This window comes from Shouchella patagoniensis (assembly GCF_002019705.1).
In the GTDB taxonomy this organism is placed as follows: Bacteria; Bacillota; Bacilli; order Bacillales; family Bacillaceae_D; genus Shouchella; species Shouchella patagoniensis.
Genome location: NZ_KV917377.1, coordinates 2803650 through 2818172, shown reverse-complemented (window position 1 = coordinate 2818172; position 14523 = coordinate 2803650). Strand labels below are relative to the sequence as shown.

13 protein-coding genes, 2 rRNA genes and 1 other annotated feature (1 of these 16 cut by a window edge) are annotated in these 14523 nt (G+C 42.9%); of the genes, 1 reads left to right on the top strand and 14 read right to left on the bottom strand.

The window, feature by feature from the left end; all coding sequences use genetic code 11:
- Positions 1–127: a binding site (T-box leader), on the bottom strand (it extends 95 nt beyond the left edge of the window).
- A 50-nt stretch (positions 128–177) separates the two neighbouring features.
- Together BK584_RS14795 and BK584_RS14790 are read right to left on the bottom strand one after the other, a co-directional pair.
- On the bottom strand, positions 178–2010 hold the full coding sequence (locus tag BK584_RS14795) for an ATP-binding protein (RefSeq protein ID WP_078393311.1): 1833 nt from the start codon (positions 2008–2010) through the stop codon (positions 178–180).
- A 15-nt stretch (positions 2011–2025) separates the two neighbouring features.
- Positions 2026–2973 (bottom strand): DNA double-strand break repair nuclease NurA, encoded by a 948-nt coding sequence (locus BK584_RS14790; protein WP_078393310.1) that lies wholly within the window; start codon positions 2971–2973, stop codon positions 2026–2028.
- A 254-nt stretch (positions 2974–3227) separates the two neighbouring features.
- Here BK584_RS14790 and abrB point away from each other — a divergent pair, with 254 nt between their 5' ends.
- Positions 3228–3509, top strand: a complete 282-nt coding sequence (gene abrB / locus BK584_RS14785; protein WP_054707404.1) for a transition state genes transcriptional regulator AbrB — start codon at positions 3228–3230, stop codon at positions 3507–3509.
- A gap of 43 nt (positions 3510–3552) precedes the next feature.
- Here the strand turns inward: abrB and rsmI are convergent, their stop codons facing one another.
- The 12 genes from rsmI to BK584_RS14725 all read right to left on the bottom strand — a co-directional run bounded on the left by rsmI (position 3553) and on the right by BK584_RS14725 (position 14254).
- Positions 3553–4413, bottom strand: a complete 861-nt coding sequence (gene rsmI / locus BK584_RS14780; protein WP_078393309.1) for a 16S rRNA (cytidine(1402)-2'-O)-methyltransferase — start codon at positions 4411–4413, stop codon at positions 3553–3555.
- Positions 4403–4666: a GIY-YIG nuclease family protein gene (locus BK584_RS14775; protein WP_078393308.1), complete on the bottom strand. Its 264-nt coding sequence runs from the start codon at positions 4664–4666 to the stop codon at positions 4403–4405. Before BK584_RS14775 ends, rsmI begins: the two co-directional genes overlap by 11 nt.
- Positions 4663–5397: a tRNA1(Val) (adenine(37)-N6)-methyltransferase gene (locus BK584_RS14770; protein WP_078393307.1), complete on the bottom strand. Its 735-nt coding sequence runs from the start codon at positions 5395–5397 to the stop codon at positions 4663–4665. The genes BK584_RS14775 and BK584_RS14770 overlap by 4 nt, the downstream gene beginning before the upstream one ends.
- A 92-nt stretch (positions 5398–5489) precedes the next feature.
- Positions 5490–5825, bottom strand: a complete 336-nt coding sequence (gene yabA / locus BK584_RS14765; RefSeq protein WP_078393306.1) for a DNA replication initiation control protein YabA — start codon at positions 5823–5825, stop codon at positions 5490–5492.
- A gap of 13 nt (positions 5826–5838) precedes the next feature.
- Positions 5839–6666, bottom strand: a complete 828-nt coding sequence (locus BK584_RS14760; RefSeq protein ID WP_078393305.1) for a PSP1 domain-containing protein — start codon at positions 6664–6666, stop codon at positions 5839–5841.
- A gap of 2 nt (positions 6667–6668) precedes the next feature.
- A complete protein-coding gene (gene holB, locus BK584_RS14755) occupies positions 6669–7658 on the bottom strand; it encodes a DNA polymerase III subunit delta' (RefSeq protein WP_367579297.1) in 990 nt (329 codons plus the stop codon).
- Between the two features lie 15 nt (positions 7659–7673).
- Positions 7674–8003 (bottom strand): cyclic di-AMP receptor DarA, encoded by a 330-nt coding sequence (gene darA, locus BK584_RS14750; protein WP_054707398.1) that lies wholly within the window; start codon positions 8001–8003, stop codon positions 7674–7676.
- Between the two features lie 31 nt (positions 8004–8034).
- On the bottom strand, positions 8035–8664 hold the full coding sequence (gene tmk, locus BK584_RS14745) for a dTMP kinase (RefSeq protein ID WP_078393303.1): 630 nt from the start codon (positions 8662–8664) through the stop codon (positions 8035–8037).
- Positions 8661–10097: an aminotransferase class I/II-fold pyridoxal phosphate-dependent enzyme gene (locus BK584_RS14740; RefSeq protein ID WP_078393302.1), complete on the bottom strand. Its 1437-nt coding sequence runs from the start codon at positions 10095–10097 to the stop codon at positions 8661–8663. The genes tmk and BK584_RS14740 overlap by 4 nt, the downstream gene beginning before the upstream one ends.
- Positions 10098–10178: 81 nt before the next feature.
- Entirely contained in the window at positions 10179–10376 is a 198-nt protein-coding gene (locus BK584_RS14735) for a sigma factor G inhibitor Gin (protein ID WP_078393301.1), read from the bottom strand.
- Between the two features lie 642 nt (positions 10377–11018).
- A 5S ribosomal RNA gene (gene rrf, locus BK584_RS14730) occupies positions 11019–11134 on the bottom strand.
- A 185-nt stretch (positions 11135–11319) separates the two neighbouring features.
- Positions 11320–14254, bottom strand: a 23S ribosomal RNA gene (locus BK584_RS14725).
- Positions 14255–14523 lie beyond the last annotated feature (269 nt).

Sequence of the window (14523 nt, the reverse complement as noted above, 5' to 3'; positions counted from 1 at the left end):
CTTACACAAAGGCTCGAAAACAGATGTCTCCAGGACCATTTTCCAAAGGGCGCAAGTACCGGCTTTCACCTAACCCGGCTCTCTTTCACAAGCGCTTTCTCTGTACTTATCCGTTCATTGATTCATGATATTCATCTTCATTCTTATCAAAAATATAGCCAATCATACATGCTTTTGTCAAGCCCGGTCATATAACGTTGCAAATGGTGTTTTTTCTTTCTTCAACTTCCCTTCCCCACATAAACGTTCAAGCTCGCCTTTCCACTCTGATACATCCCATGCTTTACCCGCTTGTCTATTTAACGCATCTAACTTTTGCATAACATGCATCTCAGCCATTGGTAAGAAATCATTTAAGGCAGCCATCATCTCCTCGTTACCTGCTTCATTCATTTGATCCAGCTCATCAAATGGATTCATTGTATGTGGACTCGTTGAATTTGCAAGTCTGATTCGCACAGCCATTGTCCGTCCAATAATTGCTGAGGAGACAAATACATCACCTGAACGTAAGTAAGGAAGCCGTTTCCCTTCTTCTGCCGTTAAATCGGTTTCTTCTTTTATCGTTTGAATGTCCGTTCCCCGTACAGTCCGGAAGACGAATTTTGAATTCAGCTGAGCCGTTATCGTTTCATCGAGTAGCGTTGGTCGCTGGGTTGCAAATATAAGGAACGTTCCATACTTACGCCCTTCTTGAGCAATTTCTTTTAAGACAGACTTTGCTGGTGCATCATACCCTTTTGGGGCAAAGTTATGCGCTTCATCGGTTACAACAACAAATGGAGGAAAAAAATCACCTTGCTGCTGCTGGAGTTTTGCATCTTTATACGAGCGCCTTTTTGAGTAAAGTGTTCCAATTACATAACTAGAAAATACTTGTAAAAGCCAAACTGCCCCCTGTACAACAACCAGTTTGCCATGATGGATGCCGTGTTCAATCGCGCGTATATTTTGTTGGAATAAACCTGCTTGATTTAAACGATTAGCCCGCCATTGAATACCCTTTACAGAAGATGGGGGCAAGCTGCCAAATTGATCCAACAACTTACGGTACGTATCAAAACGGGCGATTTCATCTCTTGTCATTCCACCATCATGAAGCATCCCATCTATTTTTTGTTTCCCCATATCGAGTGCTTGAATGAGGTTAGCAACACGGTCACTAAATGATTGATAGCTGTCTTTCTTTTTATGAAGCGTTTGAATAACATTGACCATTGATTCGGTTAATGAACCAGCCGCCCCAAGCAAACGCTCCACATCTCGTGTATTGAGCGCAGAGAAATCAACGCCAACATCACGTCCAATTTGAACAACTTCATAACGTGAATCGTAATCAACTTGCTCTTGATGTGCTTCTGTTTTTCCAGAGAAGTTCATTTCAAAATGAGGGTCAAATACGAGAGCTGGAATTTTCAGCTTCATTAATTCCTCAAGCATAACGCGCAAACCAAACGATTTCCCTGAACCAGATCCACCAAAAACGCCAATGTGTGGGTATTGCTGCATTGCTCGAATATCAAAAATAAAGGGAACCCCATTTTGCTTTCTTGTGTTCCCTTGTTCTTGCATTAGCATTAACTTACTTAAATGTGCAGGGATCGTCTCAGCAATAAAATCAGTTGATTTGACCTCTCCTAGGACCATCCCTTTTTCCGGTCCCGTTGTGAGTAGTAAGTGTTCAATTTCTTTAAACTCCGGATGGCGAACGGTTGCTCCTGTTTGAATTGGTTTTTGTGCTTCTTCAAACAATCGCACTTTTGCAAGGTGAATATCGTCTTGTCCAATATCGTAGCCAATCGCTTCTAATGTCTCCAGCACATCACGATCAACTAGTCCTTTATCCATTCCCATTGGGATATACCGGTTATAAGAAAAAGTCTCAACAACTTCCCCTTTTGGCTCAAATAATTCATTGTCTTCAATAACAAGCATTTCATTCATACGAAATTTATGTGTTTTGGATGCAATATGCACTTCATGCTGGGTGGTAATGCCTACAACTTGCATGTGTAATTCCTCCTCTTAATAGGGCCGATCTTGACGCATCTTCGTGAAGAATTGTCTGCGTATAGCTGGATCTAAATACTGTTCGACCATTCCTTCAACTAATTGATCCGTAATACGAATCTCCTTATCAATATAATCCAGCCATAAGGGGATACCCCTACCTTCTTTTGGTGTAAGTGTACAAATTAAATCGCTGACCGCAGCCATCTGATCAGATTGTTCTTCAAGCATATCAAATCCAGTAATGTTTGGCGTTGCGCCTAAACGCATCCATACAGAAGTTAATCCTGCCTTATGTTGAATATCTTCAAAAAAGACCATTTCTTTTGGTTGAAGAACACCAAAGAGCAAATCTCGATCATATGAATATGGATTTCTAGCAAATGGTTCAAACGCTGGCAATTTAATTAGATTTTCTGTCGTAATTTCTTCGGATACACCAACAAGTAACGTACCTTTCTTTAAAGCTAACTTTTTTAATGCCTCCCACTCTTCAGGAGCATCAATTCGGTAATGATAAAGGGCACCATCCATAAGCATGACACCAATATCTTCTTCTTCTATTAACGCCTTTGCTGATTCTAGTTCTAGTTTTGCTAAAGTATATGACCGTCGTTTTGCAGGCGTTTCTTCCTCTTTTTCTTCAATCAATGGTACGTATATATCAGATTCCCACTTCTCAATTCCATCTGTTGTTTTAGCTAATGCTTGAAAAAAATAAAGCACATGTGGGGGTGCCCCATTTGTTTGATTTACAGATCCATCTGTTCCAGCCACTTTTCTCCCGCCCAAGAAATTTTTTAATTGATCAGGATTCCACGACTGCATTTGTCGAATAAGCGTAGCTGTTATAGTCGTTTTTTGTCGAATTGTATCTTTATGTCTATGACTATTTGTATACGTTTCTCGCAATATTTCATTTGATTGTTTTAACTTGGCAATTAGATTTTCATTAATATCCATGCCTTTTCCCCCCTTTTTTCAAAACGATAAACATTGGGAAACCCTTACGTCTCATATATTTTGCAGCTTTCTATGAAAATGTGAAATAACAGTTCCTATTAATTTTCGCAAAATATAAGTTTTTTTATTTAAACAGATTGACTTGTTTTGGAAATATTGTTATTCTTAGATTACTATAGAATTATGTCGAATTATGACACATAATTATGCTTGATGACAATACCGACAACACCAATTTGAGGGGGACTCTAGGAATGAAATCTACAGGAATTGTACGGAAAGTCGATGAACTGGGCCGCGTTGTTATTCCAATCGAACTTAGACGTACATTAGACATCGCCGAGAAAGATGCGCTTGAGATTTACGTTGATAACGACCGCATCATTCTTAAAAAGTATAAAGCGAATATGACCTGCCAAATTACAGGAGAAGTTTCTGATGATAATCTTTCTCTTGCAAACGGCAAAATTATTCTTAGCCCTCAAGGTGCAGAAGCGATTCTTGAGCAGCTACAAGATTATGTTTCAACCAAATAATGCTTTTAAAACCTGCCTTGTTTAAAAGACAGGTTTTTCTTTTTTATTGATGGTAAAGTTGATAGATCTCTCTTTTAGGTACACTTCTATCTTTGGCAACCTGTTTAATGGCTTCTTTCTGTGCCAAGCCAATGGTTATATAATGATCAACATGCTGTATTTCATCAAGAGCAGACCACCAGCTCTCTTCTTCCACCGCTTCTTCCCTACCACTTACGGCAATGCAAAACTCGCCTTTAATTGTCCCCGTTTGTACCCATTCTAGTGCATCGCTTAACAATCCCCGTTGATACTCTTCAAACTTCTTCGTTAGCTCTCTACCAATTGCAACCTGACGCTCACCAAAAACATCATAGATAGCTTGCAACGTTTGACTTATACGATGAGGAGCCTCGTAAAATAAAAGCGTTTCTTCAAACGTACTTAAACGTTCTAACTCATCTTTACGTTCTTTCTTTCCTTTTGGCAAAAATCCACAGAAAACAAACTGTCTCGCCGAAAGACCAGAAGCAACTAATGTTGTTAAAGCAGCATTTGCACCAGGTAATGCAACAACAGGGATCCCCTGTGAGATGCATTGCTTTGCTAACTCCTCACCCGGATCAGAAATACCTGGCATGCCGGCATCACTTACTAGAGCCAGCACCTGTCCTTCCTGAATTTTCTTAACCAATTCTGGTCCTGATTGTTGTTTATTATGATCATGGTAACTAACAAGCGGTGTGTCTATTTGAAAATGGGTTGTCAGTTTACGGGTTTGGCGTGTATCCTCTGCGGCAATTAAATCGGCTTCTTGCAATACTCGTATTGCCCGGAACGTCATATCTTCTAAATTACCGATTGGTGTAGGCACTAAATAAAGTGTTCCTCCGTTTGTTTGATAACTTTTTTGCTCAATCATCATCTTCCTCTTTTCTACGTGCAATGTACATTTCCTTTTTCTGTCGAGTAAAGCGTTTAAACGAATACTCTTTCTTCATTGCCTCTTCTTTCGTTGCAAAGCTTTCTTTCCAAACAACTTTAAACGGCCCACGTCCTCTTGTATATTTGGCACCTTTTCCTGACTCATGCTTTGCTAAACGGTTTTCAAAGTCGTTTGTATATCCTGTATACCATGTCCCATCGCAGCATTCTAACACGTACATAACATGGTTCATTGCCTAAAATACTCCTGTTTAAAAGCATCTGTATAACTGCTATCATCATTATAGATAATCAAGGGCGATTCACAAATCAAACCAGGTTTTCCACCTTTAGTGCCCTCTAATAGAACAATGTTTGCTGGCTTACCCATTTTCGGGTGACAGAAGCGCAGACGCTTTGGTTCAATACGATTTGTTCGCATAGCGGCAATCATTTCTGAAACCCTTTCCGGTCTATGAACGAGAGCTAGCTTGCCTCCATGCTTTACGGCATGGCTTCCTGCTGCAACAACATCTTCAAGCGTACATGCCAACTCGTGACGAGCTAGCGCAATGTGTTCTTTTTCTTTAATTAGTTTGTTTGCTTCTATTGGGAAATATGGAGGGTTGCAAGTAACCGTATCAAACATGCCTGGCTGAAACTGATTTGGAATTTCTTTTACATCCATACAAACGGAAGAAAGTCGATCCACCAAATGATTTTTTTCAATTGATCGATTCGCCATATCATTAAGTTTTTCCTGTAGCTCAACCATCATTATATTCCCTTTTGTCCGTTCTGCTAAGACCAAACCAACTACACCATTTCCACTACATAAATCGAGTATATTCCCCTTTTGAATGGGGACATAGGCAAACCGTCCAAGCAATATAGCATCAATTGAATAAGAAAATACATGGTCAGCTTGAATAATCGGATCATTTGTTCCCGCTATCCGATCAATTCGCTCTCCTTCTCTTAGCATAAAGTGTCCCCTTTCATCGTCCAAAAAAAAGCCGGCTTTTTTGAACCATGAGTTCAAAAAGAGACCGACTTCTTTTTTGAGGTGTACGGTTATTATTTTTGATGCAAAAACGAAAGGCAAAACAAGCAGTCATCCCCTTCAGGCCTTATGCTCCCATAGTGGGTATTACATATGTGAAACCCTTCTTGATAAAGTCGAGCTAAGTTTTCATGACCTTCGCCAACCATTTTCTTTCGCTCTTGATCAGGAATTTGTTCGGACTTATCTGGTTCTAATCGTTTCCGTAAATTCTCATTCTCTATGTGTAAATAATGATTTTCTTCTATTAGATAAGCAAGCTGCTCTTTCAAGCCTCTTAGCTCATCGTGCAAATCGCCTATGCGCTCTTCAAGGCTCGAGACCTGCATGAATATGGCTTTCTTGTCCACATCGTTCACCTCATTATTCCGTTGCTTTTGAAGTGACTTTCTCTTGGTTCATCAGTTCATCAAAAGCATATTCAAGCATTTGCTGCTCAGCTGCCAACTGTACTTGAACAATGCGATCAAGCAAGTTCAATCCAATTACTTTACCTTTACCATCAGGAGTCATAATTTGTTTACCGATATCTGGCATCTCTTTCTTAGCTTCTTCATATGTGTCATTTTCATACTTCAAACAGCACATTAAACGACCACAAAGCCCAGAAATTTTTGCTGGATTCAAAGAAAGATTTTGATCTTTAGCCATTTTTATGGATACTGGCTCAAAATCCCCTAAAAACGTTGAACAACAAAGCATTCTTCCACACGGACCGATGCCTCCGAGCATCTTCGCCTCATCCCTCACACCAATTTGACGAAGTTCAATCCGAGTGCGGAAAATTGATGCTAAGTCTTTAACAAGCTCACGGAAATCGATACGACCATCTGCTGTAAAATAAAACAAAACTTTATTACGATCAAACGTGTACTCTACGTCTACTAGCTTCATATCAAGCTCATGCTCTATAATCTTCGCATGACCAACACTAAATGCTTCGCTTGCAGCCTGTCGATTTTCTCTAACAATTTCAGTGTCTTCCGCTGTCGCAATCCGAATAACTTGCTTAAGCGGCAAAACAACATCTTGTTTATCAACAAACTTTGGAGGCACGACTATTCTTCCGTATTCCACACCTCGAGACGTCTCAACAATCACTGCTTCATTACCAGTTATGTGAAACGGTCCAGGAGAGAAATAATATATTTTGCCCGCTTTTTTAAATCGGACACCTACAACCTCGTGCAAAACTAGCCCTCCTGTATTGTGAAAAGCAGCCTCTCCATCACTAGTTGTATAGAAACATTGGCGTTCAGCCTTCTCTTGGCTTCAAGCACGTACGCCATTGATTGGCTCACTACACGCTGTGACGTCGAGAGAGCAATCTCATCAAACTGTTTTTTGTTCCCAGCATAGACAAGTTCGCCTTGCTTTCCAACCTGCGTATATAAAAGGTCTCTCAACCATAAAACAATCATTTCAAGGCCCATTTCCTGCTGCTGCCGGTCTTTCATCAATGGCAACCATTTATCTGTTAATGTTAACATGGCAGAATCTGGTCTTGTATAAAGCTCATGCATTAATTGTAACACTACGTTCCGTGCTTGAAAAGACCAGTCTGCCTCTGCCAATGCCTGCGCTTCCTCTTGGTTGCCAGTTAGTGAAGCAAGAAAATTAGCATGACCTTGATCAAATCCTAAATCAACTAATTGAGCTGCTACACGTTCTTTGGTTGGCGGTAGGAACCTGAGCTGCTGTGCCCTTGACCGGATAGTGGGTAGGATACTACCACCTTGCTCTGTCAAAAGCATCGCAATTGTTTGTCCTTGTGGCTCTTCTAAAAATTTCAATAAACTGTTTGCTGCACTTGCTGTCATTTTATCAACATGAGAGACAATATAAACTTTTGAAGAAGATTCCATCCCTCGATAGGAAAATTCTTTTTGTAAATATTCGATTTGCTCTTTTTTTATTGACTGTCCATCCGGTCTAATTTGATGAATATCAGGATGATTTCCATTTTTAATACGAATGCAATCAGTACATTCTAAACAAGGTTCAGCCCCGTTTCGATATTGACAAAAAAAACTTTGTGCCATTAGTAAAGCAATAGCTTGTTTTCCACTCCCCGCTTGTCCCTCAAATAAATATGCATGAGCTAAACGGTTCTTTTTTAAGCTTGATATAAGGAGAGGCACAACCTGGGGCTGTGCCTCTTGCCATTTATTCCATGATTGCACGAACTTCACCTGCTTTTAAAATTGCTCAAATTGTTCCACTGGAAGTACAAATACGGTTGCTCCACCTACTTGGACTTCAACTGGATATGGTACATAGGAATCTGCATTTCCACCCATAGGTGAAATCGGTGCGACAACTTGTTCACGGCTGCGGCAATTTTTCTGAATAATAGCCATCACATCTTCCACAGCTTCCTCATCAACCCCGATTAAAAAAGTCGTATTTCCGGCTTTTAAAAAACCACCAGTACTAGAAAGCTTTGTAGCTCGGTAATCTGCTTTAACAAGTGCATCTGACAAACGTGTGCTATCTTTATCTTGAATAACTGCAATGATCAGTTTCATTATTCACACCCCTTTTATTTATAAATAAGTCTTATACTCTTACATGCTTCATAACAATTTCCAGTGTATCACTTAGTACTTGCTCCATTGACTGATTTGCATCAATGACCTTTATTCTCTCTGGAAACTGGTGCGTAATTTGATTATACCCTGCTTCCACTTTTTTGTGAAAAGCGAGTGTTTCTTGATCTAACCTGTTCCACTCACGCACTTGATCCTGTTGCACTCGGCTAAGACCAATTTGGGGATCAACTGAAAAATAAAGTGTTAAATCAGGCATATACCCTTCAACTGCGAATTCATTTATCCTTTTCACTTCTTCCATTCCTATACCTCGTGCGAATCCTTGATAAACGAGGCTAGAATCTATAAAACGATCACAAAGAACAATCGCCCCTTTTTCTAATGCCGGAACTACTTTTTTCATTAAGTGCTCCCGACGAGCCGCAGCATACAATAGTGCTTCTGTTCGATCATCCATATCCATTTCTTTTGTATGAAGCAACATATCTCTGATTTTCTCCGCCAATTCCACTCCACCGGGCTCTCGCGTCCGTACAACTGAGTAATTCTTTTGTAAGAAGTCTTCTATCTTATTAATAACAGTTGTTTTTCCAGCACCTTCTCCACCTTCAACTGTAATAAAAAATCCTTTATTCATGTTTCATCTCCTGGCATCTGTACACGTAATCCTTTATCTGGCTGTTGTCCTTGAAATTTACTATTACTCTTAAGCAAACACTTAATTTGTTCAATGTGTTCTGATCTCACCCGTTCTCCTTCAATAAGTAGTGGAACGCCTGGTGGATATGGGACAATGGCAGACGCAGCTTTTCTTCCTACTGCTTCTGCCAGCGGAACACATTCAGTTTCGCATTTTATTCTTTTCATATCTATTAATTCGGATACCGGCTGCGCTACTCCTTCTTTCGTCGAAAAAAAGCGATCTTGCTTATATCGTTGCCAATGAAGCTTCTCAAACCGTTCATGCAGGGCTTTGACCGTATCTCCAAGTCCCAATACAAGCAGAACGCAATGTTCATCCGCCATCTCAGCCCAAATACCCGCTTCTCTTAATCTTGAAAGTAGCCAACCCCCAGTCCGATCATCTTTTGTTCTTATTGTAACCTTTAACGGGTCTTTTTGGTAGCGTTCATCTTCGTTTTCTACAACCTCTATCAGTTGATGGTTGTTTAGCAACTCAACAAATTGGTGCCTACTTTTTAATGCTTCTTTATAGGCACGTTCTCCATCTACTCGTAAAAAATCTTGCGTTGCATCTAATGAAGCAAGTAACAAATAAGAGGGGCTACTGGACTGAACCATTGCTAAAGCACGTTTTATTTGCGCTATTTCATCTTTCTTCATTTTTATAGAAAAGTGCATCCAGGCACCCATGGTTAAAGTGGGCAACATTTTATGAGCGGACTGGACAACGACATCAGCTCCTAGCGCTAATGCCGAAGGTGGTGTAGAACAGTCGCTCTCACCTAACCGAAAGTGAGCACCATGTGCTTCATCTACTAACACATAAAGCCCCAATGCTTTTGCTCGAGCAATCACACCGGCCTGGTCCAACGTTACGCCCCAATAATTGGGGTAAGTTAAAATAAGTGCTTTTGCATCCGGATATTGAAGCAATGCTTCTTCTAAGATATCCACTGTGATCCCTACTGGATGATTTGTACGCGAATCATATTTCGAATCTAAAAAAACTGCTTTTGTTTGAGCAAGTTCAAGGCCGTTCATAATGGACTTATGAGAATTACGTTGAACTAAAACAATATCATCCTCATTGCATATACCATAGACCATAGCTAAATTCCCACTTGTTGATCCCCCAATTAAATAACTAGTCTCTTTCGCCCCATAATAAGATGCACAAAGAGCCTGAGATTTGGCAATTATACTCTCTGGATCATGTAAGTCATCCAGACCTTCAAGCTCTGTTTGGTCAAACAACAATACTTTTTCAAAAGCTTTTAATGAACCTGGCCAAATCTTCCCGTTTTTATGGCCGGGAACATGGAAGGAGGATGGATTTTTCTCTCTATGTAATTGTAGCGCTTCTATAATTGGTGTCTGTCGTTTCATTTAAACCACAATCCTTTGCTCCCTTTATTTTAGCGAAGATTAATTGCCGCGTCACGAAAAAAAGACTTGCACTGCAAGCCCTTATGCTTTCCATATTTCTTTAACCGACTCTAGATACTGTTTGTATTCCGGCTCATCTGCATTTGATGCAACGATATTAGACTCACATTTTTGGCAAATCAGAAGTGAACCAATAGAATATACAGAAAACTGTCTCTCACCACATACGTTGCAGCGTTTCTTTAACTCAATATAAATGGTACGTGTACTCTTTTTCATACGCCACCTCCAATACAAGTGTCGCCAAAAGTGCGCTCGATATACAGAAAGCGCTCTACTTTTCTTAGTATATGTTCAAGATTCTCTTTAAGTGTTTGTCAGCTAATGTTTTTATTCTAACCTTTTTTATATCGTTCTTACCCCCTCGAAGTCTAATACATTTTAAGGGCAAAACTACTTGCTAATTTCTAATGGTTTTTTACAAACCTTAGTAATGATCCGTTCTTCTACAGAGATGGATTCTAGAAAGTCTTCACCCGAGAAATAAGGCTTATCTTGGCTGGATTATGGCTGAAAACGTGGTTTCAATTTGATCCTCATTTTATCTTTAAGCAACTAACACTTTTTTACCGTGTTTCTCCAATACCAGGCAACGTTCTTTGCTCCGGGGTGATTTTCTTCGAGGATGTTAGTCACGATGCTTTTCCTCGAAGGCTACTCACGCTGTCGCACGAAAACAACCCCTGCGTCTCACAGGGATACTTGATGATTATTCGATGATGGATACTCACGATGTTATTTCAAAAAGAGCTCTTTTTCATATGAATTGCTTTCCCTTAATCTTTTCTGCTTCTCCGAAGCAGTCTCTTTTGCTTGGTGTATAGACGAAAAAAAGACACCTTTTCAGGTGTCTTTCATTTTGCCCGGCAACGTTCTACTCTCACAGGGGGAAGCCCCCAACTACCATCGACGCAAAAGAGCTTAACGGCCGTGTTCGGCATGGGAACGGGTGTGACCTCTTTGCCATTGCCACCGGACCTGCTTCAGATAAGCGGCGGATTTCTTCGTCCAATGCGTGTCTTTCAATCAGTTACGTACGCAAGTACGCTCCTTCTTTCAAGCACTTTTGTCCTCGAACTCCTTGCTTCTCTTTGCACATATAAAAAGAATCATTGATTCTTTCAAAACTAAATCCGAAACACACTCAAATTCAAGAATTAATTAGGATAAGCCCTCGACCGATTAGTATCAGTCCGCTCCATGTGTCGCCACACTTCCACTCCTGACCTATCAACCTCATCATCTCTAAGGGGTCTTACTGGCTTACGCCATGGGAAATCTCATCTTGAGGGGGGCTTCATGCTTAGATGCTTTCAGCACTTATCCCGTCCATACGTAGCTACCCAGCGATGCTCCTGGCGGAACAACTGGTACACCAGCGGTATGTCCATCCCGGTCCTCTCGTACTAAGGACAGCTCCTCTCAAATTTCCTACGCCCGCGACGGATAGGGACCGAACTGTCTCACGACGTTCTGAACCCAGCTCGCGTGCCGCTTTAATGGGCGAACAGCCCAACCCTTGGGACCTACTTCAGCCCCAGGATGCGACGAGCCGACATCGAGGTGCCAAACCTCCCCGTCGATGTGGACTCTTGGGGGAGATAAGCCTGTTATCCCCAGGGTAGCTTTTATCCGTTGAGCGACGGCCCTTCCATACGGCACCGCCGGATCACTAAGCCCGACTTTCGTCCCTGCTCGACTTGTAGGTCTCGCAGTCAAGCTCCCTTATGCCTTTGCACTCTACGAATGATTTCCAACCATTCTGAGGGAACCTTTGGGCGCCTCCGTTACTGTTTAGGAGGCGACCGCCCCAGTCAAACTGCCCACCTGACAATGTCCCTGACCCGGATCACGGGTCGAGGTTAGAATGTCAGCACCATCAGGGTAGTATCCCACCAACGCCTCCACCGAAGCTAGCGCTCCGGTTTCCAAGGCTCCTACCTATCCTGTACAAATGGTACCAACACTCACTATCAAGCTACAGTAAAGCTCCATGGGGTCTTTCCGTCCTGTCGCGGGTAACCTGCATCTTCACAGGTACTATAATTTCACCGGGTCTCTCGTTGAGACAGTATCCAAGTCGTTGCACCATTCGTGCGGGTCGGAACTTACCCGACAAGGAATTTCGCTACCTTAGGACCGTTATAGTTACGGCCGCCGTTTACTGGGGCTTCAATTCAGAGCTTCTCCCTTGCGGGATAACCCCTCCTCTTAACCTTCCAGCACCGGGCAGGTGTCAGCCCCTATACTTCGCCTTGCGGCTTGGCAGAGACCTGTGTTTTTGCTAAACAGTCGCTTGGATCTATTCACTGCGGCTCTCTCAGGCTATTCACCTTAATAGAGCACCCCTTCTCCCGAAGTTACGGGGTCATTTTGCCGAGTTCCTTAACGAGAGTTCTCCCGAGCGTCTTAGAATTCTCTTCTCGCCTACCTGTGTCGGTTTGCGGTACGGGCACCTGTATTCTAACTAGAGGCTTTTCTTGGCAGCGGAGGATCAGGGATTTCGGACCCGAAGGTCCTTCACGGTCACAGCTCAGCCGAACGGAACACGGATTTGCCTATGTTCCAGCCTTGCATGCTTCGACGCGCACAGCCAGCGGCGCGCTCACCCTACCTTTCTGCGTCCCCCCATCGTTCAAACAAATACTGGGTGGTACAGGAATATCAACCTGTTGTCCATCGCCTACGCCTTTCGGCCTCGGCTTAGGTCCCGACTGACCCTGAGCGGACGAGCCTTCCTCAGGAAACCTTGGGCTTTCGACGGAGGGGATTCTCACCCCTCTTTTCGCTACTCATACCGGCATTCTCACTTCCAAGCACTCCACTAGTCCTCACGATCTAGCTTCGCTGTCCTTGGAACGCTCCCCTACCCAATTCCATAAGGAATTGCCATAGCTTCGGTGATACGTTTAGCCCCGGTACATTTTCGGCGCAGAGTCACTCGACCAGTGAGCTATTACGCACTCTTTCAATGATGGCTGCTTCTAAGCCAACATCCTGGTTGTCTGGGCAACTCCACATCCTTTTCCACTTAACGTATACTTTGGGACCTTAGCTGATGGTCTGGGCTGTTTCCCTCTTGACTACGGATCTTAGCACTCGCAGTCTGACTCCCGAGTTAAAGTTTTTGGCATTCGGAGTTTGACTGAATTCGGTAATCCTGTGGGGACCCCTCGTCCAATCAGTGCTCTACCTCCAAAACTCATCACTCGAGGCTAGCCCTAAAGCTATTTCGGGGAGAACCAGCTATTTCCGAGTTCGATTGGCATTTCACCCCTACCCACACCTCATCCCCGCATTTTTCAACATGCGTGGGTTCGGGCCTCCAGTCGGTGTTACCCGACCTTCACCCTGGACATGGGTAGATCACCCGGTTTCGGGTCTACGGCATCGTACTCACTCGCCCTATTCAGACTCGCTTTCGCTGCGGCTCCGCCTTATCAGCTTAACCTTGCACGATACCGTAACTCGCCGGTTCATTCTACAAAAGGCACGCCATCACCCATTAACGGGCTCTGACTAGTTGTAGGCACACGGTTTCAGGATCTATTTCACTCCCCTTCCGGGGTGCTTTTCACCTTTCCCTCACGGTACTGGTTCACTATCGGTCACTAGGGAGTATTTAGCCTTGGGAGATGGTCCTCCCGGATTCCGACGGGGTTTCACGTGTCCCGCCGTACTCAGGATCCACTCTGGAGGAAACGAAGTTTCAGCTACAGGGCTGTTACCTTCTTCGGCCTGTCTTTCCAGACAGTTCACCTACTCCGTTTCTTTGTAACTCCGTATAGAGTGTCCTACAACCCCAAGAGGCAAGCCTCTTGGTTTGGGCTGATTCCGTTTCGCTCGCCGCTACTTAGGAAATCGCATTTGCTTTCTCTTCCTCCGGGTACTTAGATGTTTCAGTTCCCCGGGTCTGCCTCTATGCATCCTATGTGTTCAGATACAAGTACCATCCCATTACGGATGGTGGGTTCCCCCATTCGGAAATCTCCGGATCAAAGCTTACTTACAGCTCCCCGAAGCATATCGCTGTTCGTCGCGTCCTTCGTCGGCTCCTAGTGCCAAGGCATCCACCGTGCGCCCTTTCTAACTTATCCTAAATGGTGTCTGCGTGCGATACGCTCGACCATGTTTAAGCAATAAAGGTTGCTCAAGAATTCTTGACGTCTCGTTCAAACAGTTTAAAACCGATGAACAAAACTTATTTGAGTTGTTTCTTGATTTAGTTTTCAAAGAACCTGCCCACAGGAGGTCGGTACCAGGCGTTGCCACAAGACGTGGCGTTCTTAGCGTGGTTCCATGCCTTTAACGGGCTATTTTAACAATAGATAAGCAGCGAATCTCTTTGTCTGGTTCATGATTCTCA

Bases quoted from the DNA above. Each gene is read 5' to 3' on its own strand.
- BK584_RS14775 (WP_078393308.1), bottom strand. From the start codon at position 4,666: ATGAACCATGTTATGTACGTGTTAGAATGCTGCGATGGGACATGGTAT.
- darA (WP_054707398.1), bottom strand. From the start codon at position 8,003: ATGAAACTGATCATTGCAGTTATTCAAGATAAAGATAGCACACGTTTG.
- BK584_RS14740 (WP_078393302.1), bottom strand. From the start codon at position 10,097: ATGAAACGACAGACACCAATTATAGAAGCGCTACAATTACATAGAGAG.
- BK584_RS14770 (WP_078393307.1), bottom strand. From the start codon at position 5,397: ATGCTAAGAGAAGGAGAGCGAATTGATCGGATAGCGGGAACAAATGAT.
- BK584_RS14795 (WP_078393311.1), bottom strand. From the start codon at position 2,010: ATGCAAGTTGTAGGCATTACCACCCAGCATGAAGTGCATATTGCATCC.
- abrB (WP_054707404.1), top strand. From the start codon at position 3,228: ATGAAATCTACAGGAATTGTACGGAAAGTCGATGAACTGGGCCGCGTT.
- BK584_RS14735 (WP_078393301.1), bottom strand. From the start codon at position 10,376: ATGAAAAAGAGTACACGTACCATTTATATTGAGTTAAAGAAACGCTGC.
- tmk (WP_078393303.1), bottom strand. From the start codon at position 8,664: ATGAATAAAGGATTTTTTATTACAGTTGAAGGTGGAGAAGGTGCTGGA.
- BK584_RS14790 (WP_078393310.1), bottom strand. From the start codon at position 2,973: ATGGATATTAATGAAAATCTAATTGCCAAGTTAAAACAATCAAATGAA.
- rsmI (WP_078393309.1), bottom strand. From the start codon at position 4,413: ATGATGATTGAGCAAAAAAGTTATCAAACAAACGGAGGAACACTTTAT.